At 41.3% G+C, this 21,297-nt stretch carries 23 protein-coding genes; 17 read left to right on the top strand and 6 right to left on the bottom strand.

What is annotated here, in order from left to right; genetic code table 11:
• The first annotated feature begins 40 nt into the window (after positions 1–40).
• Positions 41–1,105: a hemolysin family protein gene (locus tag L3V38_RS15010; RefSeq protein ID WP_130151459.1), complete on the top strand. Its 1,065-nt coding sequence runs from the start codon at positions 41–43 to the stop codon at positions 1,103–1,105.
• On the opposite strand, the gene L3V38_RS15005 is transcribed toward L3V38_RS15010, so the two are convergent.
• Positions 1,102–2,328 (bottom strand): EAL domain-containing response regulator, encoded by a 1,227-nt coding sequence (locus L3V38_RS15005; protein WP_130151460.1) that lies wholly within the window; start codon positions 2,326–2,328, stop codon positions 1,102–1,104. The genes L3V38_RS15010 and L3V38_RS15005 overlap by 4 nt on opposite strands.
• 170 nt (positions 2,329–2,498) lie before the next feature.
• Here L3V38_RS15005 and L3V38_RS15000 point away from each other — a divergent pair, with 170 nt between their 5' ends.
• Entirely contained in the window at positions 2,499–3,515 is a 1,017-nt protein-coding gene (locus L3V38_RS15000; protein WP_237119886.1) for a site-2 protease family protein, read from the top strand.
• A 40-nt stretch (positions 3,516–3,555) separates the two neighbouring features.
• Here the strand turns inward: L3V38_RS15000 and L3V38_RS14995 are convergent, their stop codons facing one another.
• Together L3V38_RS14995 and L3V38_RS14990 are read right to left on the bottom strand one after the other, a co-directional pair.
• Complete coding sequence (locus L3V38_RS14995; protein ID WP_237119885.1) at positions 3,556–4,869, bottom strand: TIGR00366 family protein; 1,314 nt, start codon at positions 4,867–4,869, stop codon at positions 3,556–3,558.
• A gap of 153 nt (positions 4,870–5,022) precedes the next feature.
• Positions 5,023–5,973 carry a chemotaxis protein CheV gene (locus L3V38_RS14990; protein WP_237114693.1) on the bottom strand — a complete coding sequence of 317 codons (951 nt, stop codon included), beginning with the start codon at positions 5,971–5,973 and terminating at the stop codon, positions 5,023–5,025.
• Between the two features lie 146 nt (positions 5,974–6,119).
• Between L3V38_RS14990 and L3V38_RS14985 the strand changes: the two genes are divergently transcribed.
• Entirely contained in the window at positions 6,120–7,190 is a 1,071-nt protein-coding gene (locus tag L3V38_RS14985) for a potassium channel family protein (protein ID WP_237114694.1), read from the top strand.
• Positions 7,187–7,399 (top strand): hypothetical protein, encoded by a 213-nt coding sequence (locus L3V38_RS14980; RefSeq protein WP_130151465.1) that lies wholly within the window; start codon positions 7,187–7,189, stop codon positions 7,397–7,399. The genes L3V38_RS14985 and L3V38_RS14980 overlap by 4 nt, the downstream gene beginning before the upstream one ends.
• Before the next feature lies 1 nt (position 7,400).
• Here L3V38_RS14980 and L3V38_RS14975 read toward each other — a convergent pair whose 3' ends face one another.
• Together L3V38_RS14975 and L3V38_RS14970 are read right to left on the bottom strand one after the other, a co-directional pair.
• Positions 7,401–8,432 (bottom strand): cytosolic protein, encoded by a 1,032-nt coding sequence (locus L3V38_RS14975; RefSeq protein ID WP_237119884.1) that lies wholly within the window; start codon positions 8,430–8,432, stop codon positions 7,401–7,403.
• A gap of 85 nt (positions 8,433–8,517) precedes the next feature.
• Complete coding sequence (locus L3V38_RS14970; protein ID WP_237119883.1) at positions 8,518–8,979, bottom strand: EVE domain-containing protein; 462 nt, start codon at positions 8,977–8,979, stop codon at positions 8,518–8,520.
• 79 nt (positions 8,980–9,058) lie between these two features.
• Here L3V38_RS14970 and tesB point away from each other — a divergent pair, with 79 nt between their 5' ends.
• On the top strand, positions 9,059–9,916 hold the full coding sequence (gene tesB / locus L3V38_RS14965) for an acyl-CoA thioesterase II (protein WP_130151468.1): 858 nt from the start codon (positions 9,059–9,061) through the stop codon (positions 9,914–9,916).
• Here the strand turns inward: tesB and plsB are convergent.
• Entirely contained in the window at positions 9,913–12,363 is a 2,451-nt protein-coding gene (plsB, locus tag L3V38_RS14960; RefSeq protein ID WP_130151469.1) for a glycerol-3-phosphate 1-O-acyltransferase PlsB, read from the bottom strand. The two genes, tesB and plsB, sit on opposite strands and share 4 nt — an antisense overlap.
• Before the next feature lie 420 nt (positions 12,364–12,783).
• Here plsB and rpsJ point away from each other — a divergent pair, with 420 nt between their 5' ends.
• The 12 genes from rpsJ to L3V38_RS14900 all read left to right on the top strand — a co-directional run bounded on the left by rpsJ (position 12,784) and on the right by L3V38_RS14900 (position 21,261).
• Positions 12,784–13,095, top strand: coding sequence for a 30S ribosomal protein S10 (rpsJ, locus tag L3V38_RS14955; RefSeq protein WP_002957900.1), 312 nt, complete (start codon positions 12,784–12,786; stop codon positions 13,093–13,095).
• Between the two features lie 27 nt (positions 13,096–13,122).
• On the top strand, positions 13,123–13,758 hold the full coding sequence (rplC, locus tag L3V38_RS14950) for a 50S ribosomal protein L3 (RefSeq protein ID WP_036974218.1): 636 nt from the start codon (positions 13,123–13,125) through the stop codon (positions 13,756–13,758).
• Positions 13,759–13,775: 17 nt separating this feature from the next.
• Positions 13,776–14,381, top strand: coding sequence for a 50S ribosomal protein L4 (gene rplD, locus L3V38_RS14945; RefSeq protein ID WP_062568199.1), 606 nt, complete (start codon positions 13,776–13,778; stop codon positions 14,379–14,381).
• The gene (gene rplW / locus L3V38_RS14940) at positions 14,378–14,680 is read left to right on the top strand and encodes a 50S ribosomal protein L23 (RefSeq protein WP_054552368.1); all 303 of its coding nucleotides are present in this window, start codon (positions 14,378–14,380) and stop codon (positions 14,678–14,680) included. The genes rplD and rplW overlap by 4 nt, the downstream gene beginning before the upstream one ends.
• A 17-nt stretch (positions 14,681–14,697) precedes the next feature.
• On the top strand, positions 14,698–15,522 hold the full coding sequence (gene rplB / locus L3V38_RS14935) for a 50S ribosomal protein L2 (RefSeq protein WP_036974212.1): 825 nt from the start codon (positions 14,698–14,700) through the stop codon (positions 15,520–15,522).
• Between the two features lie 16 nt (positions 15,523–15,538).
• Complete coding sequence (gene rpsS / locus L3V38_RS14930) at positions 15,539–15,817, top strand: 30S ribosomal protein S19 (protein ID WP_010376377.1); 279 nt, start codon at positions 15,539–15,541, stop codon at positions 15,815–15,817.
• Between the two features lie 14 nt (positions 15,818–15,831).
• On the top strand, positions 15,832–16,164 hold the full coding sequence (gene rplV / locus L3V38_RS14925) for a 50S ribosomal protein L22 (protein WP_055016519.1): 333 nt from the start codon (positions 15,832–15,834) through the stop codon (positions 16,162–16,164).
• Positions 16,165–16,175: 11 nt separating this feature from the next.
• Positions 16,176–16,877, top strand: a complete 702-nt coding sequence (gene rpsC / locus L3V38_RS14920; RefSeq protein ID WP_062568200.1) for a 30S ribosomal protein S3 — start codon at positions 16,176–16,178, stop codon at positions 16,875–16,877.
• A gap of 12 nt (positions 16,878–16,889) precedes the next feature.
• Positions 16,890–17,303, top strand: coding sequence for a 50S ribosomal protein L16 (rplP, locus tag L3V38_RS14915; protein WP_036974208.1), 414 nt, complete (start codon positions 16,890–16,892; stop codon positions 17,301–17,303).
• Complete coding sequence (gene rpmC / locus L3V38_RS14910) at positions 17,303–17,494, top strand: 50S ribosomal protein L29 (protein WP_004588692.1); 192 nt, start codon at positions 17,303–17,305, stop codon at positions 17,492–17,494. The genes rplP and rpmC overlap by 1 nt, the downstream gene beginning before the upstream one ends.
• The gene (gene rpsQ / locus L3V38_RS14905; RefSeq protein ID WP_054552372.1) at positions 17,494–17,751 is read left to right on the top strand and encodes a 30S ribosomal protein S17; all 258 of its coding nucleotides are present in this window, start codon (positions 17,494–17,496) and stop codon (positions 17,749–17,751) included. The genes rpmC and rpsQ overlap by 1 nt, the downstream gene beginning before the upstream one ends.
• 651 nt (positions 17,752–18,402) lie before the next feature.
• A complete protein-coding gene (locus L3V38_RS14900) occupies positions 18,403–21,261 on the top strand; it encodes a TonB-dependent receptor (protein WP_237119882.1) in 2,859 nt (952 codons plus the stop codon).
• The last annotated feature ends 36 nt before the right edge of the window (positions 21,262–21,297 follow it).

Below are 21,297 nucleotides of genomic sequence, written 5' to 3'. Positions count from 1 at the left end.
TTGTTAAGGTGAGCAAGTTACCCCAAAGTGAGGATAGATAGTGACACTTTTACTTGTTTACATGGTCGTCGCCATTACGATTTCGTTTTTGTGCTCTGTGATGGAGGCGGTGTTATTAAGCATTACGCCCAGCTATGTTGCATTAATACGTAAACAACAGCCTCATTTAGCTAAACGTGTCTCTAAACTTAAAGATAATATAGATCAGCCGCTTGCCGCTATTTTAACTCTCAATACCATTGCGCATACCGCAGGTGCTGCGGGAGTTGGGGCTCAAGCAGCCGTGGTTTTTTCTGATGCCGCCGTGGGCGTTGCATCAGCTATTATGACATTATTAGTGTTGGTGCTGTCTGAGATCATCCCTAAAACATTAGGCGCTAATTATTGGCGCGCTCTCACGCCTATTGTCAGCCTTGGCTTAGTTGGCTTGGTGTTTATGTTAAAACCCTTTGTCTGGTTTGCAGATATTCTTACTCGTTTCTTGGGTCGCAATTACGATGAAGCCTATTATATTCGTCAAGAAATTGAGGCTATGGCGGATATTGGAACGGAATCGGGAGCGCTTGGTCAGGATGAATCTGAAATAATAAGAAGCTTATTACACTTTCGCCACGCTAAGCTCGATACGATCATGACACCACGTACTGTATTGTTCAAAGTACATAAAGACTTAACCGTTAATCAGTACTTGTCTGAATATGGCTCTTCGTCATTTTCTCGTGTACTGGTGTATGATCAAAATGGCGATGACATTATTGGTTTTGTGCATAAGAACGATATTATGCTTGCTTACCACCGATTAGGTGAAGACTATAAAATCAGTAAGTTAGTAAAACCTATCTATACTGTGCCGGAAACATTACACGTGCCAACCTTGCTTGAAACACTGTTGACTGAACGCACTCATATTTGCCTAGTCGTGGATGAGTACGGGGATGTGCAGGGAATTGTCACGCTTGAAGATCTCATTGAAGCGTTGATGGGCCTCGAAATAGTTGATGAACATGATCAGTCAGCCAATATGCAGCATGTCGCCAAGCAGCGTTGGCGACAGCGCCTAGAAAGTAGCAATACGATTGTCAGTGATGATAAGCGTCAGCCTTAACGCCTATAGCCAGCTGCTGTTTTAACCATTTGCCGCCATGATAAAGACCAATTTAAAAAGTCGTCTTTGGATTTTGGTCGGCATAGTAAAAAACCTTGCATAAGAATAAACTCTTTATACCTATCAAGGTAATCAAGCTCTTCAACGCGCTCGATTCCCTCTGCAACAATCGATAAGTCCTCTTGTATAGCAATATTTACTAAACTACTGACGATAACTTGTGAAAATTGGTCGGTTTCAATATTGCTGATCAAGGTTCTATCTATTTTTATTTCAGTAAAGGGCAGCGTTTTTAGTTGCTGCACATTGGTAAAACCTGTACCAAAATCATCAAGGGATATGCCAAAGCCCCTCATGCGTAAGCGATTAAGCGTTTCTAGCTGTGCCGCACTTCGTAAAGCATATTGTTCTGTTATTTCTAGTATTACTTCACTGGGAGTGAGCTTATTAAGGTGTAGGATTAGGGCCAACTTATCAGGGCAGCTTAAGTCTTCTAACTGGGAAGGGGATAAATTAAATGCCAGTTTTAAGTTAGGATCAAAATGCTCTTTTATCTCATTAAAGTCATTGGTTGCTTTTTCGAATAACTGAAAAGTGATGAGGTTAATGAGGTCTAAGTCTTCAGCAATGCAGATAAATCGATCAGGCAAGACGACTTCATCTTCTTTACTGGTGTTTATACGTGCCAATACCTCAATGCTTTCTACCCGATTATCATGGCGATTGATTTTGGGCTGATAGTAAGGAAGCACTTCATTGTGACTTATCGCATGCAAAAGCAGCGACTCTGAAATAGGTGATTTTGTTCGTTCAATGTGAACAGAAAAATGCTCAAGCTTTTGCAGCAATAAATAAACCTGATTCAATTGTACAGGTTTTGAAATGTTGCCAATCAGGTGGGCGTTATGCTTACGTGCCAAATCTGCCGCTAAATCAATGACTTTTGGATCCATTTCAGAAATAATGGCTATCGCACCATTGTATTTCATTTCACCTAAGTGTCGAATAAGCTCCATACCATCCATATCTGGCATATTTAAATCTGTAAATACGGCATCAAAGTAATGGGGTGCTTTTTTGATTTTCTCCAACGCATCAGCTGCACTTAAGCAGGTTGTGATATTTGTTATCTCGAGCTCATTCAATATGGCTTGCATAACAATTAAAATTGCTTTGGAGTCATCTACTACAAGTATGTGTCGGTTTGATTTCACCTTATTCACTCCATGAATAAATTAATCTTCTTTAAAAGTAGTAGGAAAAAAGTAGTTCGTCATGTTTTATGCTGGTCAGTGATGAAAAAAAACGCTACTTTAGAAATATTGTCAGTAATCTGGAATTATGCTTTTTCTAAATGTAATAGCTTAATACAATAATAGCGTTTAAAATCATTATGATAACGATACAGCTAAGCCTAGCAGATGAAATTTTTACCGTGCACCTTAATGGTTCGCAATTAGTAGGACTTTTTCATCACCAACAAGCTATTGCCTTTGAGTCGCCCAAGCAGTATTTGTATGAGTTTGACTTTCGAGGTGAGCGAGTCGGCTTAGATACGTGTAATGTTGATAACCGCTGCTTAGCTATTTACATAAATCAGCAATTTGCTCACCGATTAGTGATACCCACGATGACACCGACCAAACCCAAAAGAAGCGTTATTGGCCTTGTCGCTTTAGCGTTTAAATTATTTAAAAGTGCAAAAGTTGTTAAAGCAGCACTTGCTGGAGCATCCGTAGCGGGTTATGCATGGCTATTCTCGATAGAGTTTGCGTTGATGCTAATAGGGTGCTTGGTTGTGCATGAATATGGGCATGTCAGAGCAATGAAGTATTTTGGTATAAAAACCAAAGGTATTTACTTAATTCCATTTGTCGGCGGGCTTGCTGTTTCAGACGATAAAATTACGACTCGTTGGCAAGATGTTGTTATTTCATTGATGGGGCCTGCATTTGGTTTGATCACATCAGTGCTTGGTGTGGTGCTTTATTACGCAACTGAGATGGAGATATTCGCGGGTGTAGCAGTATTAAGTGCATTGCTCAATCTCTTCAATTTATTACCAATTCTCCCTCTAGATGGAGGGCATGTGCTAAAAAGTATTAGTTTCTCAATGCGCTCGTGGATTGGCCTAACAATGTGTTTAGTGGGTGTGTTATTAGGCCTTTGGCTTAGCTACACTTTCGGACTGATGTTGTTAGTGTTTTTCTTGTTTATTGGTGCGCTGGAAATACTTTTTGAGTGGCGTGAACGACATAATTCACATCTTGTACCATTAGATACTTATGGGCAAACCTTCTCAACTGTGATGTATGCGCTGGTGGTCGCAGGCCACGTAGCCGTAATGATGCACTTTGCTGATTCACAAAGCGCAATCTTAAGTCTGCCAATGAAAATCCTATCAAGTTAGTTTATAACGGAAGCCTGAGTCATGCTTCCGTTACTAGGAGCTAGGGATAAAAACTCAGCATTAGCGCAATAAACACACCGGTGATCACCAGTTGCACTAAACAAAAGCCCATAATATCTTTTGCTTTTAGTCCTGCTATCGCAAGTACAGGTAGGGCCCAAAAAGGCTGAATGAGGTTTGTCCATGCATCACCCCAAGCAACGGCCATAGCAACACGGGGTATGTCTGCACCAAGTGTTTGTGCCGCAGGTATGACGATAGGTGCTTGAACAGCCCATTGGCCTCCACCCGATGGCACAAATATATTCACAAAGCCAGCGCTTAAAAAACTCCAGAATGGCAGTGTTTCGGCTGTGGCTATTGCGATGAATCCTTCGGAAATTTGCTGGGCAAGGCCCGTGTTAACCATGATAGCCATAATGCCTGCGTAAAATGGAAACTGCACTACGATTCCAGCACCGCTTGGGATTGCTTGCTGTAAGCTTGTAAGTAAGTTATGAGGTGTTTGGTGCAATAAAATAGCACTGAATAAGAAAATGGCGATAACACTATTTAAATTTAAGCCACCGTTACTCAGTACAAAGTAATAAACTAGATAGCCAAGGCCGATGAGTCCCATTCCTATACCCAGTATACGGCTATGCTCAATCACTTCAGCAGGGCGGCTAGGGCTTACCGACTGAGTCGGTTCATCATCTAGCTTTGCAGGGTCAATATATATACTGTCTTTGTTGCTTGGCAGCATGTAGCGGTTTACAAGTGGCATAACAATAAATAAGCCAATGACAATTGCGATATTAAACCCTGAAAAAATAGTACTGTCTGTACCTATTACGCCGATACTTTGCTCTGAAAAGTGCCCGTCAGTTGCGATAGTCAGTGGTACTGAGCCTGCTAAGCCACCATGCCAGACAATAAAGCCTGAATAAGCACTGGCAACGAGTAACCGGTAATCAACGCGGACTTGTTTGGCAATCGCTTTTGCAAACAAAGCACCTGTTACTAAACCAAAGCCCCAGTTGAGCCAGCTTGCTAATAATGAAACGAACGTAACCAGTATAATTGCCTTGGCAGGTGTGCTAGCTAAGGCCGCAAGCTTGGTTAATAGATGTCGCATTACAGGCGTACTTGCCAGCATATAACCGGTTAGTAGTACTAACAGCATTTGCATGGCAAATTGTAATAAATTCCAAAAGCCGCTTCCCCAAGCCGTTAAAATTTGTACCGGTGTAGATGGTGTGAAAATACCCGCAACGATAAAGCTTAAAAAAGTTAATAAAATTACAAAAATAAATGGATCTGGCAGGTAACGCTCAACCAGTTTTGTGAATGGCTTTGCAACATGATTTAGCATAATTTTTATTGTTGTCAGTAAATTGATTGTGCCAATTAATCATGAAAACAACTAATTGGCAAATTGACGCGTCGCGGTGGGGTTTAAACTGAGCCTCTTAAAAAGTGCCCATCAGCATTTTTTGCGTTATTTAAAAGGCAATTATTTAAAAGACTATTTTTGCTGCTCAAGTACAGCTCTTAAACGAGATTGTACTTCCTCGACAAGCAAAATAGGTTGGAACTTAGACAAGAACGCATTACACCCTACCTTTTCAACCATTGCTTGGTTAAAACTACCACTCAAAGAGGTATTCAAAACAATATGTAAGTTTTTCAGACGGCTGTCTTGGCGAATTTCGTGGGTGAGCCTATAACCATCCATTGCCGGCATTTCAGCATCGGTGATCACCATCAGTAATTCTTTTTCAACATCCTTGCCCTCGTCTGCCCAGCCTTTTAGCATCTCTAATGCTTCAAGACCATTACGAGCAGGAATTATTTCTATACCTAATTGAGTGAGTGTATCACTTACTTGTTTGCGCGCAGTCGGGGAGTCATCGGCATGTAAAATTTTACGACCTGTGAACTCGTTGACTATATTTTGATCTAAAATGTCATCGCTGATTTGCACTTCGTATTCGATAATTTCAGCTAAGACTTTTTCAACATCGATAATTTCAACTAGGTGCTCTTGATTATCACGCTTAATTTTTGTCAGTGCAGTTAGGTAATGGTTTTTACCAATAGCGGTAGGTGGCGGCATTATGTCAGACCAGGTCATGTTGATAATCTGATCGACTTTGCCAATTAAAAAGCCCTGTACAGTGCGATTATACTCAGTAATTACTAAGTTAGTATCTTCAATGTGTTTCGCCTCTGGCATGTTAATCGCTTTACGCAAATCGATCACGGGAATAGATTCACCACGGATATCGACAACACCAGATACTTTCGGATGTGAATTAGGTATTTTGCTTAAGTGAGGAAGTTTAACAACCTCTTTTACTTTGAATACATTGAGCGCAAATAAGTGGCGGCTGTGTAGATAAAACAGCAAGAGCTCTAAACGATTTTCACCAACTAATTGTGTACGTTGATCGACTGAAGCTAGAACACCAGACATATTGCACCCTTAATACTTAATACAGAGAAAGTATAGTCTACTATTATTTTTCATCGACATGCATTAGGAATTTTCCACCAGTTGCTAAAACCTATGCATTACAGTACCGTATCGGTTAATTTCTTCTAAGATACATTGCAAGGATTATGCATCATATTTTTAACCGCTTAGTGGTACTTATACGCAGTCATATTGATCAGGTTAGCTGGCAGGCTGTGGTAATAACAACACTTTTCCATATGTTGCTTATTTGGTGGTTACTCGTGCTTGCAGGGGAGCAGGATCTCACGCCAATTAGCACCTACTTTTACTATTATGTTGTCACGACTTCTACAGTCGGTTATGGCGACTTCAGTGCCAGTACAGAGCTAGGACGCTGGATCGTTGCACTTCTACAAATTCCTTTTGGTTTGGCATTATTTGGTGTTCTGTTAGGAAAAACAGGGCAAACAGTTACTTACTTGATTAGGCGCGCTATGACGGGTGATAAAAGCTTCTCACATATTAACAATCATATAATTATCTTCGGTTGGCATGATACGCGGACAAAAAAGATGATTGACTATATTTTGGCAGATAACAAGCGTCTTGATCGACGCATATTGTTAGCAGTGACCGAGCAAATGGAACATCCATTTCTAGCCAATACACATGTTGATTTTGCTCGCTTAAGTAGTTTTACCGATATTGATGAGTTAAAACGTGTGGCTATAGAGCGGGCAGATAAAATCATTATTGATGGTCAAGACGATGACCAAACATTCACAACGGCATTACGCATCAGTAAATTGGTCAATGAGCAGTGTCATATTAGTGCTCATTTTGATGATGAGACTAAAATTGAGATGCTACTTGAGCATTGTAATAATGTTGAATGCAGTAGTTCTAAGTCTGCAGAAATTCTTGTACGTTCGATGCAAGACCCAGGTTCAAGCCGTGTGCAAGAAGAATTATTATCTACGCTACACGGTGACACGCAATTTAGCTTGCCAATACCGAAAGGTGTAAAAGCCATGACGTTTGGTAATTTATTCCATCACTTTAAACAAAGTCATGATGCGATTTTGCTTGGTGTGGCGCATAACTTGAGTGCTCAGAATATGGATTTAAATCCACCTCTTGATTATACCGTCAGTGAGGGGGATATTTTGCACTACATCGCTGTTGAACGTGTACTTAGTAATGAAGTTGATTGGTCTTCATTGGTGAGCGAATGAATGAAGTTGCGTTTTTAATCATTGTATTGAGTGCGTATATTTTGCCTGTAGTGATTGTTTTAAACAGCAAACGGACTCAGGGCCATGAAAAAAATGCATGGTTAATAGGGATTATCTTTTTTTCGTGGTTAGCACTCATCATGTACTTAACCATCGTGCCCAAGCATGGGCACGTTAAAAAAAATAAAAAGGTGAAAAGTAAACACTAAGTTATTTTAACTGTTTTAGTTTGTGTTCAATAACTGGATCGTCAGGAGCCAGTTGTTGCGCCACTTCAAGCAATTTTACGGCATCTTTAGGGTGTTGCTCTTGGTGTTTTAGAGCAACATCTAACAAAGGTTGCACATCAACGTTTTCTTGCTCTTCTTTTACATGCTCCGCTTTTTCATCAATTAAAATGTTATGGGCTGTACTCAATAGTGCCAAGCGGTGTGCAGAACTTGCATTCGCTTTGTTTAGACGGCGGTAGTAGTCTTCTTTAAAACGCAATGTACGTGTTTGCTGGCGGAACTGCGCAATATCGACTTGCTGGTGGCGCATAAAGTCAACGGCGACATTTTTATAAAATCCAAACTTACTTAGGTAAGTGGCATGCACACTGTGCCCCATCCCGAATACCCTTAAATGATTAAGCTGTGGGTAGCGCTTAGCGTGGGCACGGTCGATGCGATTCGTTGGGTCGTAAATAATGTAGCCTTTAGCGTGGCCTAAATCTAAGTCATGGTAATCGCCGTTCCAATCAAATTTTTGTGCGATATCTGTGCTGGAGCGATCATCCCATGGCGCTTTATCTTTGTTTTTGGTGCTGACAGGGTGAAATAATAAAACTTTATCAAGCTTTAATAAGTTGGCAAAGGCGCCTACAGCAAACCCACCTCGGCTCAAACCATAACCTAACCGTTCTTTAAACCCACTAATGAGAGGCGCTAACTGTTCAATGAAAAACAACAGATTACGGTGCCTAAACCAGTTGCTAATGCCTAAATGTTGAAAGGCGATAATATTTACATCTTGCTTTTTCGCGAGCTTATAAGCCCAAGGCGAAAAATCATCAGTAATATCATGTTCTTGATAATTTGTTCCAGCAGGAGAGAAGGTAATTAACAGGGGCTTGTTGGCATCAATGATATGATATTTTACATAAACATCGCCGAGCAAATCACCGCCAGCCATAGGCACAAGGCTTTGTTGCTCATCGCGGGTGAGGGTGGTCCATTCCTCTAACCAATATAATAATTTCATGCATGCCCCTTAGTACCTCTAAAATAAAGGGGCGAAATTATAGCAAAAATAGCAGCTCATTAAAAATGGCCACTACTTTATATGCTTAGCGTTCGCTCATTGCTATGATCTGTTGCCAGTCATGTTCGGTGACAGGCATTACTGACAGTCGTCCACCTTTTTTAAGGGCGATTTCGGTAATTGAGTCATTGGCTTTAATCGCTTGCAGGCTAACTAGCTTTTTAAGGTGTGCTTGATATTGCACATCGACCACAAACCAGCGCGGGTTATCAGCGGTTGCTTTGGCATCGTAGTAATCGCTATTTAAATCAAACTGTGTTGGGTCAGCATAGGCTTCGCGAGTCACCGTAGCGATACCTGCAACACCCACCTGTTTGCAACTTGAATGATAAATCATCACCAAGTCACCTTGCTTGATATCATCGCGAAGAAAGTTGCGGGCTTGATAATTGCGCACCCCATCCCACATAGAGGTTTGCTCAGGTGCGTTTTTTAGATCATCAATTGAAAATGCATCGGGTTCGGTTTTAAAAAGCCAATAAGCCATAATAAGGTGCTCTTACAAAGATTTACTTCCAATTAGTCTATAGTATCATTAAACGCTTGTCGGGATTGAGGATAAATAAATGAGCCAAGTATTAGATGATTTGCTGTCATTAATGGCGCTAGAAGAAATTGAACAAGGCTTGTATCGTGGCCAAAGCCAAGATTTAGGGTTTAGAGCCGTTTTTGGCGGCCAAGTAATGGGCCAAGCTTTATCGGCAGCCAAAGAAACGTTACCCGAGGGGCGTATTGTTCACTCTTTGCATTCTTACTTTTTACGCCCAGGCGATGCTGCTAAACCGATTGTTTATGATGTAGAAAATATTCGTGATGGTAAAAGTTTTAGTACTCGTCGAGTTAAAGCCATTCAATACGGTAAACCTATTTTTTATATGACGGCGTCCTTCCAAGGTGATGAAGAAGGGCTATCTCATCAAGCGCAAATGCCAAGTGTGCCACAGCCTGAAGAGCTAAAGTCGTCTCTTGAATTTTATCAAGCGAATGCCGAGCTTATCCCTGAACCTATACGCAATAAGTTCATTCGCGAAGTGCCGATTGAAATGCGCCCTGTGACTTTTCATAATCCATTTAAGCCACAAGTTATGGAGCCAGTGAAACATATTTGGTTTAAAGCCAATGGCGAGATGCCTGACGACCAGCGCATTCATAATTATTTACTTGCGTATGCATCGGATTTTGAATTTTTACCAACAGCCTTACAGCCCCACGGTGTATCGTTTATGCAGCCGAATATGCAGGTTGCGACGATTGACCATGCGATGTGGTTCCACCGCCCGTTTAGACTTGATGATTGGATTTTATATTCGATTGATAGCCCAAGTGCGAGCTCTGGACGTGGTTTGGTGCGAGGCCAATTCTTTGACCGTCAAGGCAACTTGGTTGCCTCAACGATCCAAGAAGGGGTCATGCGTCAGCGTTAACCTTTTGAGTGCTTAGCTTGGCTTTGCACTATGTCGTCAATTGACTGCCAGACGCGTGCTGGCAGTAATGCCTTAAGGTATATATACACTTCACACAGCTCACTGCTACCCGTTAAGCCTTGTTCTGTTTCAGTGATCAGCTTTTGCTCACGTAAACTTGTAATAAAACCAATGAGTACTTTCTTATCAAAGAATTCAGGGGTTTTAATGCCATGTAACGTCCCTAAACGCTCTGCCAATACTTGGCTTTCATGCTCAAGTTCAGCACGTTCAATGCCATGACTGGTTTGAATAAAACCAATAACGATTGCATAACGTTGTAAGGTTAAACTCAGTGCACGGCCTAGTATTTCTAGTTTTGCCAAGCAATCACTGCTGTTGGTGATTTTTATATTATCACCGTCAATTTCAATTAGGTCTTGATCAACAAAGCTGGCAAGAACACGAGTAATGTAGTTTTCATCTAACTCATGTAAGAACCACTCTTTGGCAAATAGTGGGTAAAAGCGTGCAATCAAGGCGTGGCAATCTGCCATCGTCGTTTTATGCGCTTTAAATAAATGCAGTGCAAGCAAGCTTGGCACAGCAAATAAGTGCAATACGTTATTACGGTAATAGTTGAATAACGTTTTCTCTTTGTCGTTGATAGCAATGATTTCACCAAACTCATCGCTGATAACATCAAATTTATTAAGCTTAAGCGCATGCTCTAATAGCTGCTCAGCCGTTTCGTCAGGTGTTGTTACTTTGTCGCTATAACTCGCGCTGCGTTGTAAATGTAGATAAAACTCAAGCTGAGCAATCAATTTAGGCTTACTTAACGCATGTTTATCATTAACCAATAAAATCATGGCCAGTAGATTCACCGCATTGAGTGCCGCGGCGCTATTAATATTAACCATGACTTTATCAGCAAGGTTGGCGACCTGTGGCCCAAGCCACTGTGGTTTTTGTACATCGGTTGGGTGAATAGATTCACGCCAATCAGGTTGCTGCTCATTCAGATATTGGTTTATTGAAATAGGATCGCCAAAGTTTAAGTAACCACGTCCATAGTTTTTCAGGTTTTTAATCGCTTTAAAGATACCTAATATCGACTCACCTTTTTTATCGTTACCGGCAAGTTCTTTTAAGTAGGTATTAATTTCCATTACGTGCTCATAACCTATGTATACAGGTACAATCGAAATAGGGCGATCAATACCGCGTAGCATGGCTTGCAACGTCATAGCGAGCATACCTGTTTTTGGCGGTAACAAACGACCAGTACGGCTACGGCCACCTTCAGTATAAAACTTTACTGAATAACCTTTGATAAACAGCTGACTCAGGTATTCTTTGAATACTGATGAATACAGTTTATTGCCCGCGAATGAGCGGCGAATAAAGAACGCACCGCTACGGCGGAATACACCACCTGCTGGGAAGAAGTTTAAGTTAATACCAGCAGCGATATGCGGCGGTACCAAACCTAAATGGTAAATAGAGTAGGTCAGTAATAAGTAGTCCATATGAGAGCGGTGACACGGCATATAAATAATCTCGTGGCCTTTATCAGTCAGCTCATTGACTTGTTCAGAAAACTTAATATCAATACCGTTGTAAAGCTTATTCCATAACCAAGTTAAAACGCGATCAGCAACACGAATGGTTGCATCACTGTAATTTGCCGCTATTTCATCAAGAAGTTTCAGCGCATTTTGGCGTGCTTGTTGTTGGCTGATATTTTTTTCTTTAGCTTCAATTTGAATGGCTTTTTTAATTGTTGGTGAAGCAAGTAGCGAATTGAATAGCTGCTCTCGCGATGGCATTTTAGGGCCTGTCGCAGCCAGTTTTTGACGTTTAAAGTGAACGCGTGCAACACGTAGTAGTTTGTGTGGTAGCTCATCTACGTCTGCTTTTTCGTTCACTAGCAGTGATAAGTCCAAGGGCTGACTAAAACGAATAAAATTATCGCGCCCAGAGAATAGCAACACAAAGAACTTGCGGAACCAACTTGGTGTGAGTGAGTGAGATACTAACGTCCCTAAGCCCGGTTTTTCTTTACCAGGGTTACGACCCCATAAAATAGTAACAGGGATCACTTGTACGTTTTTCTCACCTGATTGCATCAGGTGGTCAATAATTTGTTTGCCTTGCTGCAGGGCATTGCTTGGTTTGCTTTTGTTACCAAATAACGGTGGTGGGTTTTGAATACCGATAAAGCGATCAAGTTCCGCATTACCTAATAACTGCTCTTCGGTCGGGTTAGGTAAGCCGTATTTTTTACACACGCGTGCGAGTGCTGCCAAATCTGAGCGTGCATTAAGCTTAACTATATAGAAAGTCGGGTTAGCTGGGTTTAGGTTATATTGTTCAATCGGGTTGTCGGGCAGCACCTTGCTTCTTACAAACAAGCGGTTCATACCTGCCGACATAAAATTCAAACAACGATTAATGATACGCATCAACTCACCAAAGTAAATAAAGTAGTAATAGAGGCAAAAATAAGCGCAATAGAATAGCAATTATTAACTGGACTGACCATTTAAAAGCGATGCTTGCGCGCCTCAGACTGCACAAGTATAAAGTAAAGACGGCAATGTTATTGATAAAGTTCGAAAATTAAACAAATTTTAATTGGGCCTGTGGATTTTTTCAAAATTGTTGTTGCATTTATCACCAATATCACTATAATACGCAGGCTTTCAAAATTCCCTCGGGAACTTGGAAGGAAAGATTAAGCTTGGATTTCAAGCTAATAAAACAGGAACTCCGATTTGGAGTTCAACGTAGATATAAGAAAGCAGCCGACATCTTAGTTAGTAAGATTGTTTCGGTCGTTTTTTTATGCTCTTTTTAAATGCTCTTTATATTGAGGTTTAAGAATGTCAAATCAACGCATTCGTATTCGCCTAAAAGCTTTTGACCACCGTTTGATTGACCAATCAACGGCGGAAATCGTGGAAACTGCGAAACGCACTGGCGCACAAGTACGTGGTCCAATCCCACTACCTACACGCTTTGAACGTTTTACTGTACTAACTTCACCGCACGTTAACAAAGACGCGCGTGATCAGTACGAAATCCGCACCCATAAACGTCTGATCGACATCGTAGAACCAACTGACAAGACTGTTGACGCTCTTATGCGTTTAGATCTTGCTGCTGGTGTTGATGTTCAAATCAGCCTGGGTTAATCGGAAGATTAGAGAGGTTTTAGGAAAATGGCATTAGGTCTAGTCGGTCGTAAAGTGGGTATGACACGTATCTTCACTGAAGATGGTGTATCTATCCCTGTGACAGTTATCGAAGCGACTCCTAACCGTATTGCTCAGATCAAATCTGAAGCAACTGACGGTTATAACGCGCTTCAAGTAACCGCAGGCACTAAAAAAGCAAGCCGTGTAAACAAAGCAGCAGCGGGTCACTTCGCTAAAGCTGGTGTTGAAGCGGGTCGCGGTCTGTGGGAATTCCGCCTAAATGGTGGTGAAGGCGATTTTGAAGTAGGCGCTGAGCTTACTGTTGAATTATTCAACGAAATCAACAAAGTTGACGTAACCGGTACTTCTAAAGGTAAAGGTTTCCAAGGTGGTGTTAAGCGCTGGAACTTCAGCATGCAAGACGCGACTCACGGTAACTCTCTATCTCACCGTGCTCCTGGTTCAATCGGTCAAAACCAATCACCTGGTAAGGTGTTTAAAGGTAAGAAAATGGCCGGTCACATGGGTGCTGAGCGTGTAACGACTCAAAACTTAGAACTAGTTCGCGTTGACGCTGAGCGTAACTTGCTTTTAGTTAAAGGTGCAGTACCTGGCGCTATCGGCGGTGACGTTATCGTTAAACCAGCTGTTAAAGCATAAGTCCTGGAGATTTAGTGATGGAATTAGCAATTAAAGACGCTTCTGGCGCTCTTGAAGTTTCTGAAGCTACTTTTGGACGTGAGTTTAACGAAGCATTAGTACACCAAGTAGTTGTTGCTTACGCAGCAGGTGCTCGTCAAGGTACTCGTGCTCAGAAGACACGTTCTGAAGTAAGCGGTGGTGGTAAAAAACCATGGTCTCAAAAAGGTACTGGCCGTGCACGTGCTGGTACAATTCGTAGCCCAATTTGGCGTTCAGGTGGCGTTAGCTTCGCAGCTAAACCACAAGATCACAGCCAAAAAGTAAACCGTAAAATGTACCGCGGTGCGATCAAAAGCATCTTATCTGAATTAGTTCGTCAAGAGCGTTTAATCGTTGTTGAACAGTTTGGTCTTGAAGCACCAAAAACTAAAGAACTAGTTGCTAAGCTTAAAGAACTTGAGCTTAAAGATGTTCTAATCGTGACTGAAGAAGTAGATGAGAATCTTTTCTTATCGGCACGTAACCTATACAAGGTTGACACGCGTGATGTAGCTGGTATCGATCCTGTAAGCCTAATCGCTTTCGATAAGGTACTTATTACAGCTGCTGCTGTTAAGCAACTTGAGGAGGCGCTAGCATGATCCGTGAAGAACGTCTTTTAAAAGTGATCCTTGCTCCACACATCTCTGAAAAAAGCACTATCGCTGCTGAAGAGAACAACACGATTGTTTTCAAAGTAGCTTCTGATGCAACTAAGGCTGAAATCAAAGCTGCAGCAGAAAAGCTTTTTGAAGTAGAAGTAACTGGTGTTCGCACACTAAACGTTAAGGGTAAAACAAAACGTACTGGCATGCGTTTCGGTCGTCGTTCAGACTGGAAGAAAGCTTACGTTACTCTTAAAGAAGGTAGCGAGCTAGACTTTGTCGGCGGCGCCGAGTAATAAGGGGAGTTAGAATTATGGCACTTCAAAAGTGTAAACCAACTTCTGCGGGTCGTCGTCACCTGGTTAAAGTGGTTAACCCAGATCTACATAAGGGTAAACCTTACGCACCACTACTAGAGAAAAACTCTAAGTCTGGTGGTCGTAATAACAAAGGTCGTATCACGGTTCGTCACATCGGTGGTGGTCACAAGCATCATTACCGTGTAATCGACTTTAAACGCACTAAAGATGGCATTCCAGCTGTTGTTGAGCGTCTAGAGTATGATCCAAACCGTAGCGCAAACATCGCTCTTGTATTATATGCAGACGGTGAGCGTCGTTACATTATTGCACCTAAAGGCTTAAAAGCTGGTGATTCAATCCAGTCTGGTGTTGATGCACCAATCAAAGCTGGTAACACATTACCAATGCGTAACATGCCTGTAGGTTCGACTGTTCACAACGTAGAATTAAAACCAGGTAAAGGTGCGCAAATCGCACGTTCTGCTGGTGCATACGTTCAAATCCTTGCACGTGAAGGTCAATACGTGACTCTACGTCTTCGTTCTGGCGAAGTTCGTAAAGTTCCAGCTGACTGTCGCGCAACACTTGGTGAAGTAGGTAATGCTGAGCATATGCTTCGTTCACTAGGTAAAGCTGGTGCAAATCGCTGGCGTGGTATCCGTCCGACAGTTCGTGGTGTTGCCATGAACCCGGTAGATCACCCGCACGGTGGTGGTGAAGGTCGTACATCTGGTGGTCGTCATCCTGTGTCTCCATGGGGTAAACCGACTAAAGGTGCTAAGACACGTAAGAACAAGCGTACTGATAAGTTTATCGTACGTCGTCGTACTAAATAATAGTTGAGGAATAGCCATGCCACGTTCTCTCAAGAAAGGTCCTTTTATTGACCTACACTTGCTGAAGAAGGTAGAGAAAGCGTTGGAAAGCGGTGACAAGAAGCCAATTAAAACTTGGAGCCGTCGTTCAATGATCATACCTAACATGATCGGATTGACCATCGCTGTCCATAATGGTCGTCAGCACGTTCCTGTGTTTATCACAGACGAAATGATCGGTCACAAACTGGGCGAATTTGCACCAACTCGTACTTACCGCGGTCACGCTGCGGATAAGAAAGCGAAGAAACGTTAAGAGGGGAATGATAAATGCAAGCATTAGCTAAACATAAATTCGCCTCTGGTTCGGCGCAAAAAGCTCGTCTAGTTGCAGATCAGATCCGCGGACTTCCGGTTGATCGCGCTCTAGAAATCCTGGCGTACAGCCCTAAAAAAGCGGCTGTATTAGTTAAGAAAGTACTTGAGTCTGCTATTGCTAACGCAGAGCATAACGAAGGTGCTGACATTGATGAGCTACGTGTAGCTACGATCTTTGTGGACGATGGTCCTACAATGAAGCGTATTATGCCACGTGCTAAAGGACGCGCAGATCGCATCCTTAAGCGTACAAGCCACATCACTGTTGTGGTTTCAGATAGCTAGGAGTATAAGTAATGGGACAAAAAGTTCATCCTACTGGTATTCGCCTAGGTATCTCTAAACCTTGGGTTTCTACCTGGTACGCGAATTCAAAAGATTTCTCTGATCAGCTTTTTGGCGATCACAAAGTACGTAAATTCCTTACTAAGGAATTAAAAGCGGCTTCTGTGTCTAAAATCGTTATTGAGCGTCCAGCTAAATCTATCCGTGTAACAATTCACACAGCTCGTCCTGGTGTTGTTATCGGTAAAAAAGGCGAAGACGTTGAAAAACTACGTCAAGCAGTAACTAAGATTGCAGGTGTTCCGGCTCAGATCAATATTTCTGAAGTTCGTAAGCCTGAACTTGATGCACAACTAGTAGCTGACGGTATTGCGTCACAGCTAGAGCGTCGTGTTATGTTCCGTCGCGCTATGAAGCGTTCGGTACAAAACGCAATGCGTATTGGTGCAAAGGGTATCAAAGTTGAAGTTAGCGGTCGTCTTGGCGGTGCTGAGATCGCACGTTCAGAATGGTATCGTGAAGGTCGTGTACCTCTACATACTTTACGTGCTGATATCGACTACGCAACTTCTGAAGCCTTAACCACTTATGGTATCATTGGTGTTAAAGTTTGGATCTTCAAAGGCGAAGTTATTGGTGGTTTACCACTAGTACAAGAGCAAGAGAAGCCAGCTAAACGCGCGCCAAAGAAAGCCAAAAAAAGTGCTAAGTAGAGGTAGCGAGTAATGTTACAGCCAAAACGTACAAAATTCCGTAAAATGCACAAAGGCCGCAACCGCGGTTTAGCGCAAAACGGTAACAAAGTAAGCTTCGGTACTTTCGGTTTGAAAGCTACTGGTCGTGGCCGTATGACTGCTCGTCAAATCGAAGCAGCTCGTCGTGCTATGACACGTCACGTAAAGCGTCAAGGTAAAATCTGGATCCGTGTATTCCCAGATAAGCCAATTACGAACAAACCATTAGAAGTTCGTATGGGTAAAGGTAAAGGTTCTGTTGAATATTGGGTTGCTGAAATTCAACCTGGTAAAGTACTTTACGAAATGGAAGGTGTTTCTGAAGAGCTTGCTCGTGAAGCATTTAACCTTGCAGCGCGTAAATTACCATTCACAACAACTTTCGTAACTCGGACGGTGATGTAATGAAAGCTAGCGAACTAAAAGACAAAAGCGTAGAAGAGCTAAACGCTGAACTTCTAGGACTTCTTCGTGAGCAGTTCAACCTGCGCATGCAAGCAAGCACTGGTCAGTTAGCTCAGACACACACGCTAAGAACAGTACGTCGCGATATCGCGCGTGTAAAAACAATTATTAACCAGAAGGCAGGTCAATAATGAGCGATAAAATCCGTACTCTTCAAGGCCGTGTAATCAGCGACAAGATGGATAAGTCTTTCACTGTTGCTATCGCACGTTACGTGAAGCACCCAGTATATGGGAAATTCATCAAACGTACGACTAAACTACACGTACATGACGAAAACAACACAGCTCAAACTGGTGACGTAGTTACTATCTCTGAGTGTGCTCCTATTTCTAAGACTAAGTCTTGGACTTTAGTAGACGTTGTTGAGCGTCCAAAGAAAGCTTAATTTTTAATTAAGTTTACTTTTAAAAAGCCCCGGCACTTGCTGGGGCTTTTTGTTTTTGAACTTTAAAAACCATGTCAGTCAGTGTTTACTGTAATTCATCTTGGTATGAAAAAGCTTGCGTGATTTGATTTACAGCAATTCGCAATAGCGATCAAAAATAGACCACTCAATTAAATAGAAAATAACGATTGAAGTAATAAAGTTAACCGTGTCGTTTTAAGAAAGAGATATTTAATCATTTTTTTATAAGCGGGCTCAAAAATTATTATTGCCAAAAATAAGTGATGAAATACTTTTTCAGAATCAATCTTAAATAATAGGTTTATTTTTGAGCTATATTGTTGCCTTATTGTTTTATTTTTAATTTTGCATATGTTTTTTATCCAGTTTTATGTTTTTGTGAATTTATTGTTTATATGTAATATTATAATTAATAATGTGAGGTGTGGAGATTTCTTCTCTCTCAAGTTGCTGATTATATTGGTTATTTATTTGATTTACATATATTTACATATGTATCAATAGTTTTATTTAATTGTTCCTTTTTAAATTTATAATGAGCTTTGCGTTTATGTACCTTTATTGGTTATTGATATAGGTGTATTGATGTAAAACGCAAATAAAAAATAAAATAATCATTTGGAAGGGAAAATGAGCAAGTTAAACACATTATCATTTAATATAAAGGCTGCCCTATGTATAACAGGGCTTGGTTTATCACATGTTGCCACTGCTTCAGATGAAGCTAATGAGCAAGTTGAGCGTATTCAAGTTACGGGTTCAAAAATAAAGCGTATTGGTGATTTGTCTCCAACTCCTGTTACTGTTATTACGGGCGATGCGATGGTTAATGCGGGTATTACTAATGCCGCTGAACTATTAAGCGAGATGCCATCGGCTACAGTTGGTTTATCACCTGAGACAACAAACGATAACGTTTTTGCTAATGGCCTCAGTAATACAGACTTACGAGGTTTAGGTGCAGAACGTACGCTCGTACTTGTTAATGGACGCCGCTTTATTGCGGGTGCTCCTGGCAGTAGCGCCGTCGACTTAAATAATATTCCAACCGCAATGATTGAGCGTATGGAAATCTCAACAGGTGGCGCTTCTGCTGTATATGGTTCAGATGCGGTCGCTGGTGTGGTCAATATTATTACTAAGAAATCATTCCAAGGCTTTGAATTTGATGCATCAACATCGCAGCCTCAACAAGACGGCGGTGAGGAGTCTTATGTATCATTCACTTTTGGTAACGAAGGTGAAAAAGCAAGCTTTGTAACGAATATCTCTTATTCGGATTCAAAACAATTACGTGGCGATCAACGAGACTTTATTCGTAACGGTGTTATTTCTTTAGACCACCCTGATAACTTAAATGATGAAGATGGCATTCCTCGTCGAATCATTTATGATCAAACAGGTAACACAACGCTTGGCTTTTATAGTCCAACAGGTGATTTCTTCACATCTGATGGTCATTATATCTTTGCTGATGATGGTTCAATTCGTCCATTTGCAAGTGGTGAATATTTACCAGCAAGTTCAACGCCAGGTAGCCGTAATACGCAATATTATGTTGGTAATGAAGGCGATGGCTATCATTTCTTAAATCACAAATATGTACGTACACCACTTGAGCGTTTAAATTTATCATCGAATGTGAACTATGAGTTTAGTGATGCTCATTCAATGGCATTTGAGCTTACGTATTCAAATACGCATGCCTATGGTGAAAGCTCGCCTGCATTCCATACTTTAAGTGGTATGCGTACAGATAATGCGTTCTTTAGTGATGAGACAAAACAGTTTTTCTCTGATCGTGATATGGACACATATACAGCGTATATTACTACAGACGCACTAGGTAACCGCGTATACGATCAAAAGCGTCAGCTTATTCAAGGTGTTTTAAGCTTTGAAGGTGAAATAACTGATAACTGGTTTTACTCAGCTTATGTGCAACGTGGCTCAGTACAAGCGGATACAACTTGGCACGGTGAAATGCTTGTCGACAATTTTAATAAGTCATTAGATGCCGTTGAAATTGATGGCGATATTGTCTGCGCCGATCGTTCTGGAGATGAAGTAACTGCTCGTGAAGGTTGTGTGCCTCTTAATATTTGGGGAACAGGTCTTGCCTCGCAAGAAGCGCTTGATTATGTAAAGACAGATGCAACTCGCCGTGCAACAGTTGATCAAACAACTTATGGTGTAACGTTTAGCGGTGATTTATTTGAGCTAGAAGCGGGACCAATTGCTACAGCATTTACCATTGAGCATCGTAAAGAAGCATCATCAACATTGCCTGATCCCGCTATGCGTAAGGGATTGATTTTTAACAATCAATCTGAGGCATTATCAGGTTCATTTGATGTCAGTGAGGCCGCAGCCGAGTTCTCTATTCCGCTTGTTGTAGATGCATCATTTGCCGATGAAATTTTCCTTGAGGCGGCATATCGTTACATGGATTACTCATCAACAGGCACTGATGACGCATGGAAGTTAAGTTTTAACTATGTACTTAATGATGATATTCGTTTCCGTATTAATAAGTCTAAATCAGTTCGTGCACCGAACATAAATGAGCTTTATCAAGCCCGTTCAGAGACTTTTAACAGCTTTGATGACCCATGTGAACAAGGCCAAATTGATAATGCAGGTGAGTATAAAGAAAACATCATCAATAACTGTCGTTCGCAAGGCATTCCTGAAGGTTGGGTTCCAAGTGAAGACTGGAAGCGTACTAACCACTCTGGTTTCAATTTAGGTAATATTAATCTTGAAAATGAAAGTGCGCACGATTTAACTGTTGGTGTTATATACACACCTTCATTTGTTGATGGTTTAAGTATTACTCTTGATTATTGGGAGTTCGATCTTGAAGATATGATCCGTACACCTAAAGCAAAAACAGTGATTGAAAGCTGTTATGAATTTGAGAGTACAGATAATCCATATTGCCCACTTATTTATCGTAATAAAGATACCTTTGAAATTGATTCGTATGACCTGAAACCTATTAACTCTGCAAGTAACAGTATTGCGGGTACGGATATGGAAGTAACGTATTCATTTGATACAACATTTGGCTCATTCAGAATGAATATGCTTGCCACTTACATGTCTAAAAACGATGAAAACTTAACAGGTAAGGAAGCTGATAAACGTAATGCTGCAGGCGAGTATACAGATCCACGCTGGAAGGCACGTTTCACAACGAACTATACCTATGAAAACTTACAGGTAAATTTAATCGGTGCCTATCGCCACAGTACTGTTTGGTCAAACGACTGGGTAGCTGAAGATAATAACTATAACGATATCTCATCTTATACGAAGTGGGATTTAACAGCGCGTTATAATATTACTGATGGCCTACAAGTGCGTGGTGGTATGTTAAATGTATTTGACCGCACTCCACCAAGACACCCAAGTCTTTATGATGACGGTGAATACTTTGATTTGAACGGTCGCACCTTCACACTAGGTGTTAACTATAAGTTTTAATCCTTAAGTGTTTAGACAGCCCCAGCAAATGCTGGG

It is taken from the genome of Pseudoalteromonas sp. L1, from assembly GCF_021728095.1.
Taxonomy (GTDB): Bacteria; Pseudomonadota; Gammaproteobacteria; order Enterobacterales; family Alteromonadaceae; genus Pseudoalteromonas.
The sequence above is the reverse complement of the archived record's forward strand: the minus strand, read 5'-3'. Positions and strand labels throughout refer to the sequence as shown.